Raw genomic sequence first — 21,279 nt, forward strand, 5'->3', positions numbered from 1 at the left:
TAGATTTTTTACAGTTGAGTTCTATTGCGATACCATCAGATCGAAATAAAGGCCATGCATGCCAAACCCACTTATCGCTGATTGATGTTGATATTCAGGTATGTGGAAATGACGAAATAAATGCTAAGAGCATGTATAACAAAGGATGAAAACGAGAAGGGCCGGGGCAAGCCATCAAGGTATAAATACGAACGATTTTTTCAATTGCGACAAGTTTCGGGATTTTAAAACCCATTGGTAAGAATTAAAAAAGCCCACCATAATGGCGGACTTTAATAAATCCAATTTCTTGAGCAAGAAAATCGATTGGAATTAATTTACGATCTGGTATTTTTTAAAAATTTTCAAAATAATAACGTGGATTAGTACGCAATGTTTTTAAATGAACCCGTCATCGTTACAATAGAAGCCGTATTGGAAACCGTAGTAACGTTGAAGGTTCCACTAATAAGTCGACCGCTATCTGATGCTGGATTTTTTTTATTTTCCTGTAAATTTATGTTTCCTTCAGTAGAGTTATATGAGATTTCTTCCGCCTGATCCCTGATGACGACACCGGTATAAAACCCATTATTGTCTATCTCTCCAATTATTTTGTTAACGCCACTATCAAAACCTCCTTTATCATTTAAAAAGACACGGACAACATTTTGATTGGCGTCAGTTATCACAATAGTTATCCCAGCACTTGTATCGGTATAGTAGCTTCCAAAGGTTGATGTATAATTGTCGCCAAAAGTTCCACCCTTTATAGTAGCCTTAAATTCTGCTTCTGGAGCACTTCCACCGCCATCGTCATCATTACTTGAACAGGAAATAATTAATAGAGAAAGAAAAAGAATGCTAAGTGTTTTTAAATTTTTCATGTAATTTGTTTTAGATAGGATTGATTTATACAATTGCTCAAACTACACATCGCAATGAAATGAATATGTCATCACTATATTTCAAATTAAAAGATAAGAACACCGTCCGACCAAGCAGGGCCGGCAAGGACAGGAGGTTTTTAAAATTCCAAATTCCCAAAAAATCAAAATGAGATAGAACTTCGAATGATTAAAACCGAAAAAGGATTAATACCTGTTATGATTTTAAATGTGATATAAGTGTCTCTTAAAATCTATATCGGCATTACATATATTTTGAAAATATAATGGCTATTGGAGATGTGTGTGATAGTTTCTAAAAGAATCAATCCATTTAGAGCATTAAAACTGCATATTGATTTTCAACAACTAGTGTCTAAAAAAAGTATATAAAGACATTTAATGTCTATGAGTTTTAGAAGTTCCGTTTAATTTTTAGTGATTTCAGTGCATTATAATTTTCCGTGGCAATGCTCTCGGCATCCTTAACCATATCTTTACCTATTGAGGAGGTCAAGAAAAAGCCAACTGTTGATGAGATGGCTATGCCAATAAAAGGAAAGTATTTAGAAGCAGATTTAGCGGCTACCGTTGCTCCTGCTCTTTTCAACAGCAGCATAATGGCATCTTTTCCTAAATATTTGACACTAAACTGTACGGCTTTGGCGGTCAATACTTTGGCGTTATTTTTATCCAATAAATCCATTATAAAATGCTGTTGCTCATCGCCCAGGCAATAAATATCCCTGACATGGACCCCCATTCTTGTGAGCAAGGATATATCCACGCCAACGTCAAGTCCGGGAATAGGATTGACACCATTCACTGCTGATAAGGCAGCATGCATACCTACAATCTTATTTGCGAGTTCTTTTTTTTTTGAAAGGATTTTTTGGCTGGTGATGTTGATATCCGCAACAAACCGTTGTTGTTTGATCCTCCCCAAACTTGAGTAAACATCATCCAAAAGCTGGCCTAAATCATATTCCTGTGGATAGTCTGCAGAAGTTAAATAAATACCATTGAGCCGGTATCCTTTAAGATTTTGTTCAAGGTCATTGAAAACGGTATTATAGGTTTCTTCCTCAGAGATATCGCGTCTTAAGGCACGATCAATTGAGAAGTCTATTTTTGTCCGAACCGCAAAAACGGGCATTTTTATTTTTAAAAGTTCATCTATTAAGTATAGATCATCTTCGTAAAACCGGTCGGCAGTCACTAAAATGACGCAATCAAAATGGCTGATATTAAATGTCTCAAGATATTGCTCCTTGGGAAAATTGATGGTGGAGCATCCCGGTAAATCATAAAAGCTCAAACCCCTATGTTCAATCGGCTTCCCAACCTCCATAGTCGTTTCTACTTCGCCCACCTCAGCAATATGTTCACCAACAATGGCATTGATCAGAGAGGATTTTCCAACCCCGCTCCTACCGATGATGCCACACTTTATTTTTGCGGATTCGAACTTATCCAGATCGGCTTTAAGCTTTTTCTCGAGACTTGCAATTTCTTTGTTTTTGCTCATTTTTTTGATGGGACTAACAACGGTATTAAATAGAATTGTTTGTGGATTGTAAGCTGCGAATTTAATACATTTTAAATAAACATTATCCGTGCTGAGACCCGCCTTTAAATACGGGAGTTGATCGTCAGGAAGTTATAGTAGAACTCGGGCTGACTAACTATTGCCTATTGTTTTAATTGTCACCGTTTAATATTCTATCAATAGTTTTTAATTCTTCCTTTGAAAAGCTCAAATTCTCAATCGATTTTACATTCTCACGGACTTGCTCAGGACTGCTCGCACCAACCAACACTGAAGTAATGCGATCATCTCTTAAAAGCCAGGCTATCGCCATTTGCGCCAAACTCTGGCCTCTTTCTGTCGCTATCACATTCAACTGCTTTACCTTTTCCAATTTACCTTTAGTCAGCTGCTCAGGTTTGAGATATCTTTTGTCCTTTCCTGCTCTTGAGTCTTCTGGAATTCCCTTCAGATATTTATCAGTTAATATACCTTGATTCAAAGGTGAGAAAGCGATGGCTCCTGTCCCTTGCTTTTCAAGTTCATCTAATAAAGCGTTTTCTACCCAGCGATCCATCATATTATAGCGTGGCTGATGGATCAATAATTTGGTGCCCATTCGTTCCAAAATCTCACTTGCCTGTCGGGTTAAATCGGCCGGATAACTAGACACGCCCACATAAAGCGCTTTTCCTTGTTGCACCATTTGATGCAAAGCGCCCATGGTTTCCTCCAAAGGCGTATCGGGATCAGGACGATGGTGATAAAAGATATCCACGTACTCCAATCCCATTCTTTTTAAACTTTGATCGAGACTTGCAATCAAATATTTTTTAGAACCCAAATCGCCATAAGGACCATCCCACATATCCCAACCAGCTTTGCTCGAAATGAGCAACTCATCGCGGTACTTTTTAAAGTCCTTTTTTAAGATTCTACCAAAGGTTTCCTCTGCCGAACCATAAGGCGGGCCGTAGTTATTGGCTAAATCAAAATGTGTGATGCCGCAATCAAACGCCGTTCGCACGATGTTTCTGGCAGTTGTAAAATCATCGGCATGCCCAAAATTATGCCATAACCCTAGCGAAATCGCTGGCAACAAAATACCGCTCTTACCGCAACGTCGATACGTCATATCAGTATAGCGAGTTGGTTTTGCTTCGTAGACTGGAATTGATTGTTGATTCGTATTCATTTAATTATACCGCTTTTTGTAAGTGTTTATTTCTTTGTCCAACTTTCTCTAAAAATCGTCCGTACTTTTCTGTTTTTCCATAATTTTCTACAAAGACCTCATTTTCGAAAATTGTTTTCCCTCCAACCATAACTCTTGAGACCACGCCTTCATTTCTATTGACCAATCTATCATAGTTATTGAACTCTTGTATAGGTTCAATTTCAACATTTTCTGTGATATTCTTAAATTTTTCAGGATCTAAAATCACTAAGTCAGCCATTTTTCCTTTGGCCAAATAGCCACAGTCAAGATCAAACCAATCACCTTGCTCTTTAGAAAGTCGCCAAATACATTTTTCCATCGTCATGATCGGATTTCCTTGATCAATGGAATCCTGTACGATTTTGATCATTTTTAAAGGGAAATTGTAGAACGCCATATTATTAAGATGGGCGCCGGCATCTGAAAAACTGATCAAATTGTATTTGAAATTATATAGGTCTTTATACTTTTCCTTTCTATCATTGGCGATCGTCGTGGTCCATCTTATTTTCTTATCATATTTTATGATGGTATCTAAAAATTCATCCACCGGATGCTTATTGTTTTCTTCGGCAATTTCATAGAAGTTTCTTCCAATTAAGCTGGCATCAGGACAATCGATGATGACCGCTTTACTCAAGTCTTTGTGCCAGACTTTTGGCGCAAACTTTTTCTTTATTTCTTTCTTGAAATTCTCTCTAAACTCACTATCATTTATGAGCTCATTCCTTTGATCCAATTCTTTGGCCAGATGTCTCAAGGCCTCTCCACTGGGGAATTCCTCAAACATGACCGAATCTACGCCATCGTAATACACGGTAAACGGGCATGGCGGCGATTGCATTCTGAAATTTGCATTTCCCAAACTATTTATGGCTTTGGAACCGAAGGCCACCATTGGATAAATATAGCGATCTCCAATTAAATCCATCATGGCAATCATGGTCGTTTTTAGCGGTTTTCGGAAAATACCTGCACTGGCCAACATATAATTAAGCGCATTGATCCGAGTGACCAGATTGGGAGCCCCTTGAAGAATCGCATCACGTTCTCGAAGTAGATTAATCAAGCTTCTTCTTTCTTTCCAAGAAGCGTAAAAAGAAGGTGTTTTATGTGACCAATATCTGTCGCCGTCCATTTTATCCCAAGGATTATCCATGGTAGACAACCCAATAAATCCTTCGTCTAAGGCATCGTTCAACATGTTCAACATCATCTCCCTTTCTTGAGGTGTAGCCGATTCATTATCGGTTAGAGAACGTTTGATTCCCATCGCCTTCATCCGTATATCGGAGTGACCTATAAAAGAAGCGATATTGATTCCTAAAGGCAGATTGCCAATATATGTCTTCCATTCCTTTGGCGTGTTCCAAGTTTTCTCCTTTTCCAACAAGGGCAACATGACATCTCTTGGAATCGCTTCGACCCTGGTAAATGAATCGGCGGTGTCTTCCGCCGAATTATATACCGCCGAAACCGAACAACTTCCCAAAATGATGGTGGTCACGCCATGCCGAGCCGATTCTTTAAGTCCGGGAGAAGCAAGAAGTTCAGCATCGTAGTGGGTATGCGAATCGACAAATCCAGGAACAATCCATTGCCCTTCAGCATCAATTATGTTTAAACCCTCTTCAGAAAACGAATTGCTTAAACCTATTTCCAAAATGCGACCGTCATCATCAATTAGCACATCTTGTTTAACAGCTTTTTCATCGGGCATTCCAGAAAAAAACAATCCATTTTTGATAAGTGTTTTCATGATGTTATTAATTCTTTATAGTTGATTATAGGTAGCTAAATATACCAATTATCCGATATTATCTTTAGGACAAAAGAGGTTTTTCTAACAATATATCTAATTTTCTCAAACCCTCGAAATCGAAAACACCTGAATTTAAACAAACACAACACAGCAATTGCTCATTTGCGATATATCTACGGCCGATTTATTTTCACTAATTTCGTGATCAAGACAACTCATGTAAACCCCACAACGGTAAATTAAAATGAAATACGATTATATTATAGTAGGCAGTGGTTTTGGAGGGTCTGTGAGTGCCTTAAGGTTATCCCAAAAAGGCTACAAAGTTTTAGTGATTGAAAAAGGAAAATGGTACGCTGCCAATGACTTCCCCAAAACCAACTGGAACTTCAGAAAATGGCTGTGGATGCCTGGTTTACGTTTTTTTGGCATTATGAAACTTTCCGTTTTTAAACATATTGCCATCATATCTGGGACTGGTGTTGGGGGCGGATCTTTGGTTTATGCCAACACCTTACCCACCCCAAAATCGGCTTTTTTTAAATCTGGAAGCTGGAGAGACCTAAACGATTGGGAAAACGAGCTGAAGCCTTACTATGATGAAGCCTTACGGATGTTGGGCGCTACGAAAAATCCAAAATTGTTTGATGGCGATTTGGGACTCAAAAAAATGTCGGAAGATTTAGGCATTGCGGAGAAATTTGATGCCACGCGTGTTGCGGTATTTTTTGGAACCCCGAACCAAACGCAAAAAGATCCCTATTTTAATGGTGAGGGACCAGAACGTTCTGGATGTAATTATTGCGGGGCCTGTATGACGGGCTGTCGCTATAATGCTAAAAATACGCTGGATAAAAACTACCTCTACTTGGCCCAAAAAAGCGGCGCGGAGATCTTGGCCGAAAACGAAGTCTATGATGTAAAACCGATCAACGTTGCCGATGGTTCTCAGGGCTATGAGGTTTATTTAAAAAACAGCACCAAATTCTTCAAAAAACATCAAAAGATAAAAGTCAAAGGAGTCATTTTCTCGGGCGGCGTTTTGGGTACGGTAAAATTATTACTCAAGCTCAAAAAATCATCTTTACCCAATTTATCAGATAAGTTGGGCGAAGATATCCGCAGTAATAATGAAACCCTGGTCAGTGTTTCTGGACTTGACACAGACAAAAACTATTCAAAAGGAATTGCCATCGGCAGCATCCTGAATACGGATGAAAACAGTCATCTTGAAATCTGCAGATATGGAGAAGGCTCCAACGCTTGGAAATTGGTACATTTACCATACGTCACTGGATCGAATGTCATCTCTCGTCTGTTTAAAATTTTGGCTAAATTCCTAAAAAACCCAGTCGACTATTTTAAAATTTATTTTGTGAACGGCTGGGCAAAAAACACGGTCGTTTTACTTTTTATGCAAACTTTGGACAGCACTTTAAAATTCAAACGCAATGTTTTTGGGCAAATGACTTCAACAGTAAGTACAGGTTTGGCCCCTACGCCATTTATCCCAGAGTCCATAAAACTTGTAAAAGCATACCGAAAAGCCATTGACGGCGTGAGCACCTCCTTTGCTTTAGAAACACTGGCGGGAATACCATCGACAGCTCATATCTTAGGTGGTGCTGTCATGGGAAAAGATCACAGCACAGGCGTTATTGATAAGAACAACAGAGTTTTTGGATATCAGAATCTGTTTGTCATCGATGGTGCGATGATTTCAGCCAATCCGGGTGTCAATCCGTCATTATCAATAACCGCCATTGCGGAGCATGCTATGGCTCAAATTCCAGATAAAACGGATTAAGATATCTACTTGGTTATTGCACATATAATTTCTCCACAAATAAGTCCTTGGTATAACGGAAGCTTTCGTGGAGATGTGATTTCTTTAATCCGCTAGATATCGAAATGACCTCTCCTTTATGGTTTTGAAAAATAAGCAACGGATACCCAATAGTAGATAGCGTTTGAATTTGTTGCGTCCTTCTGTTGTAAACAACAGCTTCTTTGGTATGTGCGCTCATGTCGTTTATTCCCCAACTCGGATCATTATTGGTTCCGTAGATATGATCTCCGTTTCTACTTAAGCCACTGATAAAATGAGGTTGCTGGATAGTTCCCATAGAAGAAAAATCAAGAGTGGAATACCAACTGTTGTCCTCAAAATTAACTATATATTGTCCAGAGGCATTGTATTGGGCTTGGTTCACACCATAATCTTTAATGGGCATAGCCACGGTTTTTAGATAGGATAGCAACCCGTTGTTGTCTATTGAATAGACCATGCTTTTGGATTCGTTTTTGTGGCCAACTATAATCTGATTGTTTTCAATTTCGAAGACGCTGTAATTATACTCTGATTGATGGTTTGAAAAATGTGGTTTAGAATCTACTAAACTCAGATTATTGCCATCTCTAAGGTAGCTGTATAGGTGATCGGTATCGGTCAAAATCCAATATCCGGTTTTTGAAAGACGGAAATCATTCACGCGTCTTGATGCTGTAGGGTTTAAGGAATATTTATACTCCAAGGTTGCAGCATCATAGATCTGCAATTCTCCAGCTTGCTCTAAAAACAGTTCTTTACCATTATCTGAACTGAAGAGCTCAATGGGTAAATAGGTGGATGTGTTTATTTCACGACTCGAAATTGCTTCGGTAATATTGGTTTCATAATTATAACGCAATATTCTAAGTTTATGAGTGTCTTCGGTCTCGTGACCATACAAATAAACAATCGGCTCAATGGAGTCAGTCGCATAAGAAGACAATCGGTGGATGGGCAAAAGTCCGTCTCTTTCGTAATTGACTTCGTAAGTGGTTTTATAGCCCTGGGGATTATTAAAAGTTTCATTTCCAAAAATATCAAACACGCGAATACCGTAAGTTGGGTTTTTAAGATAGGGCGGATTTTCATCTATAAAAGTAGTCACATCCCGATCGGAAATGTGTGCAATCTTAACCACTTGTTTGCCATGACCCGTTATTCCGCTCGGAAAATTGGAATACGAAATCTCATAATGTGAAAAATAAGGCATGTCACTTTTTTCCCATTTTAACAGGATCGTATTGTTGGCCACTACGGGCTCACTTAAATTCACAGGTTTTGCTTCAAGTGTATAGGTGTCTAAGCTATGTAAGTAACTTTCGCCCAAAGTTCCAGAACGGATTTTGGTTTTTAGATAGTAACAAAGTCGTTCTTCGCCTGGTGGATTAAGATCTGTAAACTCAGTGGCGTCCACATCGGTTATTGTGCTTATCAGAACCGCATTCTCCTTTGCGCAATTCTGGCCTACACTTCTATAAATTTCGTAGGCAACAAACGATGAGGCGTCATAATAAGGCTGCCAAATAAAACTGATTAGATTTCTAGCTGCTTCTGTAGTGTTTCGCGCAAAGCTTCCAGAGACCATATCAAATTTGGTCGGTGTATAACGCTTAAGATGAAGCGTTACAATATCCAGCTTTCCATCCTCATCAACATCCAATCGCGCTTTAAAAGTAAGCTCATTGGCAGAAACCTGGGTGATGACCAACACATCAGATTGATTAAATGGATTAGATAAAGTAATGACACCATTATTTAAAGTCCATTTCAAACTATTTGCATCATAGTCGCAATGACTACTTTGAAATAGGTATTCCGTATACTTTCCGTCTTCCGTAAACACCAAAAAATCCCTTCCACAGTTGTCGTAGTTTACCGGGACTTCAGATGTTTGGCCATTAAAGCCTACATTATAAATTGCCCATGTGCCTACCAATTGATTTGATGAAGCTGAAGTTTTTGCACCTGCATAAAAATCTGAGGCTGAATCCATATCATCATCATTGCTACATGAAAAAAACATGGTAAATCCGAGAAATAAAAGTACTAAAGCTCTCAAGTTCATAGGTATATTTTTGGGTATAAATGTAGCTTATTTTTTATTTGATAAAACGATTGATGCGTTCATTTTTTCAGCACTATGAATCGAAAAACAGTCCAATTTTATGTTTAATACTTAGCGCACAGCGACTCGGTTGGTTAGTCTTTATGAATCCTGTATCGACAAATTTTCAATTAAATCAAGAACCTCGGGGTCCATCCGACCGGCACGGACGTTCAAGTCCACGTGATATGTATAAGGGATCGTCCTTTGGGTCGAGGCACGCCGCAGGCTATTATAGCCCACTGAAGGGAATAAAGGTTCTTTTTTTAAGCATTTTTCATTATTTCAATGTTGCCGTGATTTTAGCTAAATTTTAATAGATCTTTTTACCGTAGAGCTCTCAAAATGAGTTATTTTTGCCGCACCAAATTACAAAAACATGATATCCGACTTATTCATCGCCATGCTATGGAGTGTTTCACCTTTAGGAGAAGCTAAAGTAGGTATTCCTTACGCGCTACTGAATGGGGTAGATATTTATGTGACCTTTCTTTTTTGCTTCTTGGCCAATCTGATGGTGTTTCCAATTATGACTTTCTTTCTGGATGTGATCAATCGCTATTTTATTAGATGGTATTACTACAAGAAAGCAGCCATTTTTGTAGCGCGGCGCGCCAAAGTAGGCGCTGGAAACAATGTGAAAAAATACGGATTTTGGGGACTCATGATTTTTGTACTGATTCCGCTTCCTGGAACTGGAGTTTACGCAGGTACTATTGCGGGTTACCTATTTGGGCTGGAGAAGAAACAAGCTTTTTTGGCAAATTCCATTGGAATATTTATTTCTTGCGCCATTGTATGGGTTACCACTATTGCGGCTATGAAAGGGTTTAATTAATACGTGTTTCTTCTAAACCTAATAAGGTTGAAAACCTTCGATTTTATTTTATAATAATTTCTAATCTTTCAATCGACAATCCTTGGTGTGGATTAGATGGATCCACCAAACTCAATTCTATTTCATTTAATTTTTCGTTATTGAGATTTATAGAAGGGATGATCAACTCGTATGAGTTGCTGTCTTGATGGTGATCAGAACTTAGTGAAGAGACTGTATGTTCCTCATTGTTTATAGCAAGTTTATACCTCTTGTTTTTCTGAGCAGCAAATACAACTTTCAATTCAGATGGCGCTTCTGAATCATTCCTTATATACCATTTCATTTTAATCACCGTCGCCTTAGTCGAATAATAATCATGTCCGCTGTAGCTGTGGTACTTCTCGGCATTCTCCTTGGTCAGAATGACTTCTTTGTTTTCATTAGCTTCTATAACCTGAGCTGGAGTAATTAAAAGTTCATTTTCATATTCAAGAACAATGGTCGTCGCGTATTTATCTTTGGTCAGTTGATTGGTCAAATCAATTTCATAACCTGTGTCCGTCATTATACTTTCTAACGACATAGAGATGTCGGAGAATGGATAAGCTTTCTTGACCTCTAAGTCTAAACCTTTAATTTTTAATTTATTGTTCTCTGGAAAATCGATAATATGAAGATACAATTTCCCAGGCTTGCTGGTAATCATTCCCCAATCTTGCTCTTGTATCGCTGTACTTCGTGTGCCATATATAGATTCACCATTTTTGTCCAGCCATTCTCCAATACCTGCAAGCACTTGTTTTTCGAACGGAATCACTGTGCCATCTCCTTTTGGTCCAATATTTAGCAAATAATTTCCTCCAGCACTTACTACTTTTAGCAAATCATTGATTTTCTCAGCCACTTTATCGGCAACACTCCCTCGCTCCTGCCATGAACGGTAACTCCAGGTTTCATTAAACATAGATGCAGGCGTTTGCCACGGCACTCCCATTTTAAAATCAGGTTGCTTATTATCACCCATGACCACAAAATCGCCCTGGTCATTCCAAATTCTCCCACTGATCATGCAGTTGGGTTGTAGTTTTTTGACCAATGCTGCCATTTCTTTACTTTGCTCGTAAGTTGGAGATCCCATATCAAACCAAATTTCAGAGATGTCACCATAATTGGTCAATAATTCTTCAATCTGATTCAAGTTGTATTGGTGGTGCAATGCAGGGATGGCATCCGAATTGTCAACAGATTCAAAAGGCAGTGCTCCTTCATAATCCCAGTCAATCAGAGAAAAATACACGCCAAATTTAAGATTATGGCGTTTAGAGGCTTCCGCCAATTCTTTAACGATATCCTTTTTATACGGCGTTGCATCAACCACATCAAACGTTGTGTATTCAGAGTCGAACAGGCAGAAACCGTCATGATGTTTAGCGGTTAAAACTATAGATTTCATTCCGGCCTGTTTCGCCAAAAGCGCTACGGCATCAGCATCCCAATGTATGGGATCAAACTGAGCAGCCAATTTCCTATAGTCTTCAGTTGGGATTTTTGCGTGTCCTTTTATTTGCTCACTGTAGCCCGTGATTTCCTGACCATTCCAAACCCCAGCAGGAATTGCGTAGAGTCCCCAATGGATAAACATAGAAAACTTATGATCCTCCCAGGTATCATCGACTAATTCGGCATCCGTTTCCGCTAGTTGATCAGATTTTGAAGGATCCGTTTTACAGGAGCTTATCAATAAAAAAACACATCCGATCACTATAAATTTTGAAATGAAATGAGGCATAATAAAATTCTATTTTTAATATTCTGTTAGCTTGCCAATTAGGCGTCATGAGTAAAAATACGGTCACTTTTTATAATCATGGCTCTGTTTTATGAATATTTTATTCTTTCAAGAATTAAAGCTAATAAATAATAGCTAAGACTTCCTTTCTACTTTTATCATCTAAAAAAATATAGACGATATTGGTCATGAAATGGCTCAACAAAACTGCAATCGCTGCGCCATTGACGTGCCAAATGGGTATTAAGAAATAACATAAAATGACGTTTGACACACATCCAAGTATAAACCGGTAGACATTTTTCTGTAGATCGTTGGTGTTGACTAAGTGTTTTTCGTAAATCATGCCTATAAAAACAAAAAGCGGTGCCCAGCAAAAAATCAATAGAGGTGTTTTGGCTTCGGCATAAGTTTCGATGAAAAAAGAATCTAAAATGAAGTTTCCAAACAATGAATAAAACACACCAATAAAAAGCCCAATAACCAACATGATTTTAAAAAGCACTTTGATTTTATTTTGATAATGTATGGTGTTTTTCTGAAAGGATTCTGCTAAAGAAGGATATAAGGCATTGATGATGGCAAATCCGATATTCCAACTCAAACCGATCACTAAAAACTGTACAGTGGCAAAAATTCCGTTGGCATGATCGCCATGATAAAATTTTAGAAATAACTCATCAATGGTAATATAAAACATGATCAAGCTATTAGAAAGTATTAAAGGAAAAGACATCTTTAATAACGATTTCCCTAAGGTCCAAGAAAACTTCCATTCCTTAATTATGAGCAGTTTTTTATGTTTAAGAATGATGCTATAAATCAAGCCTTGAATAAAGAAGTCCAGGGCAATGAGTTTGGCAAAATAATACACGTCAAATTGGTTTTTAACACCATAATATTGAAGGACCACAATAACACTTAAGCTGGTAATTTTACTTATGAATATTATTTTGGTCCACTTTTTTGCCAGTAAGTAATATTCAAAAACATCGGTAAGTTTAAATAAATAACTAAAAGCAATAATCAGGTACAACCCCTTCAACGGACTGTTTTCTGTTAAACTAAAATAGAAGATAATGCCAATAAGCACCGCTGTCCAACTGATCAATCGCAGATAGAAGGCTGTGGCCAGTATGAGCTGGTAACGTTTCGGATTAAAAACAATTTCCCTGATACAGATGGCGGATAAGCCAAGAAAGAATATAGGCGTCAACATTCCTAAAACCGACTCGACAAACTTAAGTTTGCCAATATCAACCGTGCCCAAAGCACTAAAGATTTTAGGAACAATATAAACGCCAGTAACAAGTTGTATTATTTTTTCGAGCGTAAACCATTTGGTAGCAACAAAATCTTTTTTACTAAAAACGGAGGTCATGAGCTTAATTAAGGTCGTCAAATATATATAAACCGATTCCCTTTAGCTTTATGAAAGTAAATTATTAAATTCGTTTTTACAAACAATTATATGACTCCAGAGTTTCTTCGACGTTATTATATTTTACGTATTGTTTCAAACCCAAAAGTTTACGGGATTGAGAAAAATGGTTTTGTACCGCTTACAGATCTGCAAAGTGCACTCGATCATTTACGTGCAGATAACATTGACGATCCGCTTTACGAAAAATTAAGCCAGAATGGCCAAAAAACCATTAAGCGTGATTTGAGTAAAATAAAGTCCTATTACCAAACTATAATTGCACATAAACGCAACTACGGTTACTTTGTAGAAGAAACTGAAATGAGTGAATCCCTTCAGGAAATTTACGAAAAAACCGAAATCTATCTCCTACATCATCATGCCCATTCCTGGAAAGATTATATCACTACATCACGTAGTTCCTTAAGTTCTCAAGTGGACTTAGTGCCACTGATCCATGCCATAGAACAACAATTTTTAGTCGAATTGGAATATCAAGGTTGGTACGATGACAATGGCTTTCAGACCATTGCGGGCTTTTTTCAACCGCTGCATCTTAAAGAAATAAACAAAGCCTGGTATTTAGTAGCGCACAATGAGCAATATGGTAACTATGCATTTTGTTTGGACGATCGGATAAAAACCTTTAAAATCAACAAGCAGCAAGTTAAACAGCCCATAACTTTCAATGCATTTGACTATTATAAAAACGCCATTGGCATTTTAAAAACAGGGATGCCACCGGAATGGATTCATATTCAAGTGGCGAATCATCATTTCAAATATTTAACAAATAATCCCTTACATCATTCCCAACAAATTGTTGCGCTTCCCAAAGAAGTTGATACACATGAATTAGAATACAGCAATCCAGACATTTGGGGCGAAATAAAAGTGCATATCGAACCAAATTATGAATTTCTGATGGAGGTTTTAAAATATAATCTATGGGTGAGAGTCGTTAGTCCCAAACATGTGAAGGATTATGTGAAGGAACATATAGGCATGATGGTTGAATATTATAAGTAATAGGATTTAGATGAATAAGCATCCTTTTGGTTTATCATTTGGATTATGTTACACACTCAAACTTCAGATATTTTATAAATAATTCTTTCCACGCCTTACAATCCCACTATATGGGAAAAGCAACTTCTATTATTGCAGTATAAATGAAATAGTTTTTCAAACGGACAGGTTTTGTCCATTTAAAAAATAGCTTTGACTCATTACAAAATATGATTAACCCTAAACCTACAACCATGGCAACCTATAAATGTCGAAAATGCGGCGTTCGCAAAAACGATACCCTAAATTCCCAATTAAATACGAGTGTCACCTGTACAGCTTTAGAAAAAGATACTGAAGTGGTATTTCATAGTTGGGAGAAACTCTCTGAGGAAGATTTGGTCTGCAATTAAAATAAAGCAATTAGTAATGGCAACATTTGAAATAAAAACGAAGCACGCCATCAATGTGCAAGGCGAATATGTGGATGCCGGTTTAGCGGTGCAAATCAGCAGCATGTTTGCCAATCCTTTTGATGACGTAGATAAAATTCATAAAGCATTTATCAGAGTTCATGGAATTGACTTGAAGCCGGAGGGATATTTGAGTTTGGGGTGGTTGGGGTATGAATTGATTTAATAAATAAAAAATGACAATAAAAATAGATTATAATACATTCTCGTTTGCTTGTCAAATTGAGTGTGATGACAAAACAATTCAGAGTAATTTAGAGCAATCCATTACGGATAATGATGGTAAAAGAATTATTGATTGGTTTGAGAAGTTTATAAACCGCGTTAAGGAAGAGAGTAATTATGACAATTTTTCCATTGAAATAGGTGGTTGCGATTCTTATGAAAAAGTTTTTATCGAATCTGTTTTAGAGATAGAGAAAAACTTTATTAATGAAAGTAAAATTCACTTTGTAAATGACAGTAAAGTAAAAGAAAGACATAGAGCCATTGATGATTTTATAAATTATACTTTGAATTCTAATGAGATAATTATAGCAAACGCAATAAAACCTAATAAGGATAGAATTGAAATTTTAAGAAAAAATAAGGTTGAAGTTCCTGTCATTGCCACAATGAGCTCTGGAAAGTCAACATTGTTAAATGCTATTTTAGGGAAAGATATATTATTTGAAGATACCCGGACAGCAACTGGAACTATTTGTACCATTAAAAAAAATGATTCTGAAAAATTCATTGCTAGGGCAATTAAAGGTGATAATATTCTTGATGAGGCAAGTAGTGAAATAAGAGAGTTTTTTGCAAAATGGAATACCCATGCTAACAAAGAGAAAGATTCGGATTTAGAATTAACCTTGGAAGGACCTATTAAAGATTTAAATTCATCCGGAATGGAATTAAACTTTATTGATACACCAGGACCAAATAGTGCACAATACGAAAATCATAAAGTAAAAACACAGGGGTATTTAAAAGATAACCAAGACCTCCCGATTGTACTATATGTTTTAGACCCTGAAAAAATGGATTCTAATGATGATGATTTCACATTGAAGGCAATAAGTAATCAGTTTAAAACACAAAAACAAAATCTTGATAGAATCGTATTTATTTACAATAAAGTAGATCGTGAAAAACTTGGTAATAAGTCATTTAGCGAGATTTTAGAGAAGGTTTATAAATTTTTGGGAAGATATGGAATAGAGAACCCCAGGGTTTTTCCTATAAGTTCGAGTTACGCTAAACTAGCACAATTAAATGGAACCCTTGATGATGATGATGAAGGTGAGTTAATTAATTATAGACGTAAGTTTACTCCAGTTCCCGAAAAAAACAAAAAAGGCTATCAACTTATTGACTATGCCCCTCTAACTATAAAACAAAAAACACACTTACAAGAAAGAATTTCAAAAAGTGAACTAGATGCAGACATAGTGTATTCAGGCCTTGCAGGTTTAAAGTTATATATAGAAGATTATATTGCAAATCATCATCAAAAAATTCAATATAGAGGTTTGATGAGCATTGCAAATACTGTGTTCGATCATATTAAGTCAACTATAGACCTAGAAATAGAAAAACTAGAAGAGAAAACAGTTGACGAACAAAAAAAAATTGAAGAAAGAAAAAAAAAGGAAGATGAGGAATTAAATAGTCGAAAAAATCAAGCATTGCAAGAAATAGCTAAAGTTAAATTTAATAAAAAATTTATTCGTGATGCGACTAAAAAGACGGATGGCTCTTTTGATAGCCTGAAAGCTGAATCCACAAGAACTAATCTTAGTCCTTTTGAAGCAAAACGATTAGTTAAATGGGCCAATAATACAATTTCGGATTTAGAAGTAAGTATAAAAACAGATCTAGTATCAAAAATAAATGATGAGGGTCAAAATTATTTGCAAAATCTAAAAAAGAAGGTTGGTGATAAGTTTAATATCAAAAATAAAAGTCTAGAACAAAAAACATTTAATGCTCAATTACTTAATAAAATTAATGTTTTAGATGTAAGAAATATAGAAGCCTATAAAACATCGCAAATAGAACAAAAAGAACGAGTGATAGAAAAAAAGGTTAAGAGTACAAATATTTTCAAAAGAATTTTTGGTATAAAAGACACTAAAATGGTTCCTGAAACTTATATAGTAACTAATACAGTAATTAATGTATCAAAATTTTACAATGATAAGATTGTTCCCAAAATCAAAGAGTTTGATGCTCTAATTAAAAGATGTGATAGTGAATCTGAAAAGATATTTCAGGAATATAACATTTCCTTTCAAAACCTTGTTAAGTCTTCTTTTGAAGAGGCTAAAAATAGTGTTTACAAAAACTCCGATTACGAACATGCCAAGAATGAGGGAGAAATAAAGGAAGAGTTGCAGAAATTAAATGGAACATTCAATAATATCTTAAGATTAAAAAATAAAATAGAGTAATGAGAGAATTTAAGGAAAACGAAGACTTTATTGCTAGTATTAAAGACAATGATATATATGAGATTAAAAGAACTTTAATTGACAATATATTTTTTCTTCAAGGAAATAAAAATGAGATTAAGGAGGCAGTTGAATATACAATACTAAATAGTGACTTTAATTTTGAAGAACACAAAGTACTAGAAGTCTCAGACAAAACTAATAAAGAAGATTGCTTTTCTGACGAGAAATGGAACCTACGTGAAAATTTTTCAAAACAGCGCTATGACCTTTTAGTGGAGCTATACAATGAAACTTTTGCCAAAAAAGAGTTCACTTATGAATCTGGCACAACTTCTAATAATGAAAATAATGACTTATTGAAAAAGGTAATGATTGGTGGTGTTGTATTAATTGCAGGATATTTAATATATAAAGCTTTAAGTTAATGAGTGAAGAATTAGTAAACCTAGAAGCAAAGGTAACGGCACCTGTAAATTTAATTGATATAAAATTTGATTTACAAAAGCAATATTTACGCGATGATCACTTAAGCATTTTATCCATAGATAAATTAAAAAATGAAGTTTTGTTGTCCCAGGTTTCACAAGAGGAAATTAGGGGTAAAATCCGCTTTTTTCAAATGCAGAAATTTGTCTATGAAAAAGATGTTAAGATAACTAATAAATTAAAGTCAGTTTTTACTACGCTGCATTCTGTTGATAGCTCAGTAATTTTCAAAATTGATTCAAACGGTACTGAATGTAATTTGTATATAGGTGTTAAGTCAGGTGTAAAGGTCCATGAAAAGGCCAAAGTTTTAAAAGGGGCATTAGAAGGAAACTTTCCTGGTACAAAATTTTCAAATAACAATGAAAATTTAACTAATCAAGAAGTTTTAAATATTAATAATGAAATTTTTAATAACTGTAAGGAAGTAACTGCTGTAGTTGGAATTCCTTCATTAAAGGATAAAGAAGAAGATCAATTTTTTCAAGGAATCGAGAATCTTATTTTAGGAATGAATAGTAAGCCCTTTTCAGCTTTTTTTATTGCAGACCCAGTTTCATCAGGACAAGTAGAACTGACTCTAGATACTTACGAGCAAATTTATAGTGTTTTGTCAAGTGAAAAGGAATTTGTGGTTACTGAAAGCGAAAATACTTCTATTTCAGAATCCATAAGCTATTCCACGAGCAAATCAACTTCAGTTTCACACAGTACAACATTAGGAACTAGTGAAACGAAAACTACTAATTCATCTCCTTGGATTGGTAGAAAAATGATGAATGGCTTTTTTGGAACAGGTTCTAAAACTGCAGATTCACTTTCAAAAGGATTAGAAAAAGGTGTTAATGGTGCTGTTAAATATGGCACTGCTTTAGGAGGAGCAATTTTAGGAACTGTAGTGGCAGGAGCTCCAGGAGCAATAATCGGAGGTAAAGCTGCATTAGATAAAGGAAAAGAACTTAGTGAAGGTTTAGATTTAAAAGACAAAGCAGAAGGTAGTAAGGCAGTCGCAGCGAGTCAAAGTGAAACAGACGGCTTAACTGAGGGACATACCGATACAGATGGTAATGTTAAAGGTAATACGTCAGGAACTTCTAACTCTAGACAAAAAACATATACCAACAAAAGAGCATCTAACTTTTTAGATCAATTAGATAAACAAATCGAGCGCTTAGTACAAGGAAAAGGAGTTGGGTTCTGGAATGTTGGGGTCTATTTCGTATCCGATGAAGAGCAAAATAGTATTATTGCTGCTAATATTTACAATGGTATTACTAAAGGCGCTGAATCTAACTTTGAAACGGCTGCAATCAAAACCTTTAATTCTATTAATAAATCTGAAAAGGATAAGGTTGTAGACTATTTACAACGATACGAAGTTCCAAGAATAGTAGATTACGGATTTTTAGCCCAAGCGATTACAACAGATGAACTTACAGTTCAAATGAATTTTCCTCATAAGTCAGTGGTCGGATTAGATGTGGTAGAAATAATACCCTTTGGAAACAACCCGAAAAAGCAAGTTGAAAACAATATTAAGATTGGTCAATTATACAATTATGAGCAAAAACTAAATAACGATATACTTTTAGATTATAATAAATTCACAAGCCACATTTTCGTTACTGGCAGTACAGGTTCTGGAAAGTCTAATGTAACTTATAACTTAATAGATAAACTTTGCGAGAATGGCATTAACTTCCTCGTAATAGAACCAGCTAAAGGAGAATATAAAGAAGAGTTTGGAGGAAGAGAGAATGTTTCAGTATATGGCACTAATTCCGCAGAAACTGAATTATTAAGAATTAATCCATTTTCATTTCCCAAAAGCATTCATATTTATGAACACATAGATCGGTTTATTGAAATTTTGAATGCTTGTTGGCCAATGGAGGCTGCAATGCCTAATATTCTTAAAGAGGCTATTGAAGATGCTTATATATCAAAAGGCTGGTTACTGGATGAATCTAGATGTATTGAAGAAGAAATACAATATCCTTTATTTTCAGATTTGTTAGAGTCGTTAGAAAACGTAATCGCCCAAAGCAAGTTTTCTGAGGAAGTTAAAAGTAATTACGAAGGAGCTTTAGTTTCTCGTGTTCGAAGTATGACCAATGGTTTAAACAAATTAATCTTTACTAATGATTGTATTTCAGATGAAGATTTGTTTGACAAAAATGTAATCGTCGATCTATCACGAGTTGCCTCTTCAGAGGGAAAGGCACTGTTCATGGGGATTTTATTTATGAGGTTAAATGAATATCGAATTGCAAATAAGAATCAGAGTAATAGTGATCTAAAACACATAACTATTATAGAAGAAGCTCATAATTTATTAAAAAGAACATCTTCAGAACAATCATCATCTAGTGCCAATTTAGCAGGTAAATCTGTAGAAATGATATCTAATGCTATTGCCGAGATGCGCACTTATGGTGAAGGTTTTATAATTGCAGACCAAGCTCCAGGATTATTGGATATGTCAGTAATTCGAAATACCAATACTAAAATTTGCTTACGATTACCGGACTTTGAAGATAGAAAACTTGTTGGTAGCGCAATGAATCTTTCAGATGATCAAATTAAAGAATTAGCAAAACTAGAAACTGGAGTTGCGGCGATATATCAAAACGATTGGCAGGAGGCAATTTTATGTAAATTTGATAAGTTTGAATCTCAAAATGACGAATTTACACACAATGAAGTTTCGGATAAAAAAGAAAATGTTAAAAAAGTTCTAGAGATTATTTCTAATTATGAGAAAAACAAAGAAATAAGTGAAAGTGAAGTGAACTTTGTTAATGAGGTTATTTGTTTAGATTTTCTGTTAAGACAAGAATGGAAGTCAAATACTAAAAGTAAATTGAAAATTGAATTACTAAAAAAATTAATAAGTATTACTGGTCAAAAAGATGTGGATCCTATTTTAAAATATGTGGTCCATTTTTTAAAAAGACGTAAAAGTGATCATATACTAACGACTATCAAATTATGGCATTAGAAAAAATAATTAAACCAGCAATAGAAATTGGTAAAAAAGGATTGAAGGAAGGGCTAGATGGATTAAAAGAAGGGAAAGGTTTTAGTGAATCGTTAAAAGGTGGTTTTGAAACCGTTAAAGAATCTGCTTTTAAGGAATTAGATAAATTCTTATCTCCAGAAAGCCAAAATGAATTAACAGAATCCGCGAAGAAATTAGATACGGTTGATCAAACAATTACTAAATATCCTGAGTCTGTTAAAGAAAACCCAGCAGAAGAGGTCAAGGACGTGAATGATGTTACGAAAAATGTTAACAAGGTATCAAATCAAATTAATGAGAATTTCGAACCTAGTTTTCTGTCTGATATTAAGAAGGGCTTAGAAGACTTCAAAGCGGTATTAACACAAATACAAGAAGTACAAGATAAATTAAAAGAATTAGGTGTTAGTCCGGATTTACTTACAATGTTGAGTGCGGAAGCCATGGATATTGAAGAGATGGACGAATTGGAAGAAGGAGAAGGATCAGAATAATATAATTGAAATAAAA

General features: G+C 35.7%; 16 protein-coding genes. 9 read left to right on the top strand and 7 right to left on the bottom strand.

The features are described from left to right. Positions 1-362 precede the first annotated feature (362 nt). From J4051_RS05990 to J4051_RS06005, 4 genes are all read right to left on the bottom strand, one after another. Positions 363-866, bottom strand: a complete 504-nt coding sequence (locus tag J4051_RS05990) for a hypothetical protein (RefSeq protein WP_208232949.1) — start codon at positions 864-866, stop codon at positions 363-365. A 415-nt stretch (positions 867-1,281) separates the two neighbouring features. Next, positions 1,282-2,460, bottom strand: coding sequence for a GTPase (locus J4051_RS05995; protein WP_317192697.1), 1,179 nt, complete (start codon positions 2,458-2,460; stop codon positions 1,282-1,284). 106 nt (positions 2,461-2,566) lie between these two features. After that, a complete protein-coding gene (gene mgrA, locus J4051_RS06000) occupies positions 2,567-3,589 on the bottom strand; it encodes an L-glyceraldehyde 3-phosphate reductase (protein WP_208232951.1) in 1,023 nt (340 codons plus the stop codon). A 4-nt stretch (positions 3,590-3,593) separates the two neighbouring features. Next, positions 3,594-5,372, bottom strand: coding sequence for an N-acyl-D-amino-acid deacylase family protein (locus J4051_RS06005; protein ID WP_208232952.1), 1,779 nt, complete (start codon positions 5,370-5,372; stop codon positions 3,594-3,596). A 247-nt stretch (positions 5,373-5,619) separates the two neighbouring features. Between J4051_RS06005 and J4051_RS06010 the strand changes: the two genes are divergently transcribed. Further along, positions 5,620-7,182, top strand: coding sequence for a GMC oxidoreductase (locus tag J4051_RS06010; protein WP_208232953.1), 1,563 nt, complete (start codon positions 5,620-5,622; stop codon positions 7,180-7,182). A gap of 13 nt (positions 7,183-7,195) precedes the next feature. Here J4051_RS06010 and J4051_RS06015 read toward each other — a convergent pair whose 3' ends face one another. Next, positions 7,196-9,271, bottom strand: coding sequence for a lipocalin-like domain-containing protein (locus J4051_RS06015; protein WP_208232954.1), 2,076 nt, complete (start codon positions 9,269-9,271; stop codon positions 7,196-7,198). Positions 9,272-9,689: 418 nt separating this feature from the next. Between J4051_RS06015 and J4051_RS06020 the strand changes: the two genes are divergently transcribed. Beyond that, positions 9,690-10,148 (top strand): COG2426 family protein, encoded by a 459-nt coding sequence (locus tag J4051_RS06020; RefSeq protein WP_208232955.1) that lies wholly within the window; start codon positions 9,690-9,692, stop codon positions 10,146-10,148. 43 nt (positions 10,149-10,191) lie between these two features. Here the strand turns inward: J4051_RS06020 and J4051_RS06025 are convergent, their stop codons facing one another. Further along, positions 10,192-11,919, bottom strand: coding sequence for an alpha-L-fucosidase (locus J4051_RS06025; RefSeq protein ID WP_208232956.1), 1,728 nt, complete (start codon positions 11,917-11,919; stop codon positions 10,192-10,194). Positions 11,920-12,040: 121 nt separating this feature from the next. Then, positions 12,041-13,300 (bottom strand): flippase, encoded by a 1,260-nt coding sequence (locus J4051_RS06030; protein ID WP_208232957.1) that lies wholly within the window; start codon positions 13,298-13,300, stop codon positions 12,041-12,043. Between the two features lie 90 nt (positions 13,301-13,390). Here J4051_RS06030 and J4051_RS06035 point away from each other — a divergent pair, with 90 nt between their 5' ends. The 7 genes from J4051_RS06035 to J4051_RS06065 all read left to right on the top strand — a co-directional run bounded on the left by J4051_RS06035 (position 13,391) and on the right by J4051_RS06065 (position 21,263). Beyond that, complete coding sequence (locus J4051_RS06035; RefSeq protein WP_208232958.1) at positions 13,391-14,371, top strand: helix-turn-helix transcriptional regulator; 981 nt, start codon at positions 13,391-13,393, stop codon at positions 14,369-14,371. A 209-nt stretch (positions 14,372-14,580) separates the two neighbouring features. Then, the gene (locus tag J4051_RS06040; protein WP_208232959.1) at positions 14,581-14,763 is read left to right on the top strand and encodes a hypothetical protein; all 183 of its coding nucleotides are present in this window, start codon (positions 14,581-14,583) and stop codon (positions 14,761-14,763) included. A 16-nt stretch (positions 14,764-14,779) separates the two neighbouring features. Then, complete coding sequence (locus J4051_RS06045; RefSeq protein WP_208232960.1) at positions 14,780-14,989, top strand: DUF6140 family protein; 210 nt, start codon at positions 14,780-14,782, stop codon at positions 14,987-14,989. A gap of 10 nt (positions 14,990-14,999) precedes the next feature. Further along, the gene (locus J4051_RS06050) at positions 15,000-17,258 is read left to right on the top strand and encodes a dynamin family protein (RefSeq protein WP_208232961.1); all 2,259 of its coding nucleotides are present in this window, start codon (positions 15,000-15,002) and stop codon (positions 17,256-17,258) included. Further along, on the top strand, positions 17,258-17,686 hold the full coding sequence (locus J4051_RS06055) for a hypothetical protein (RefSeq protein ID WP_208232962.1): 429 nt from the start codon (positions 17,258-17,260) through the stop codon (positions 17,684-17,686). Before J4051_RS06050 ends, J4051_RS06055 begins: the two co-directional genes overlap by 1 nt. Then, complete coding sequence (locus J4051_RS06060; protein WP_208232963.1) at positions 17,686-20,748, top strand: ATP-binding protein; 3,063 nt, start codon at positions 17,686-17,688, stop codon at positions 20,746-20,748. The genes J4051_RS06055 and J4051_RS06060 overlap by 1 nt, the downstream gene beginning before the upstream one ends. Next, positions 20,739-21,263, top strand: a complete 525-nt coding sequence (locus tag J4051_RS06065; protein WP_208232964.1) for a hypothetical protein — start codon at positions 20,739-20,741, stop codon at positions 21,261-21,263. Before J4051_RS06060 ends, J4051_RS06065 begins: the two co-directional genes overlap by 10 nt. The last annotated feature ends 16 nt before the right edge of the window (positions 21,264-21,279 follow it).

The sequence above is a fragment of the Gelidibacter pelagius genome, from assembly GCF_017581925.1.
Taxonomy (GTDB): Bacteria; Bacteroidota; Bacteroidia; order Flavobacteriales; family Flavobacteriaceae; genus Gelidibacter; species Gelidibacter pelagius.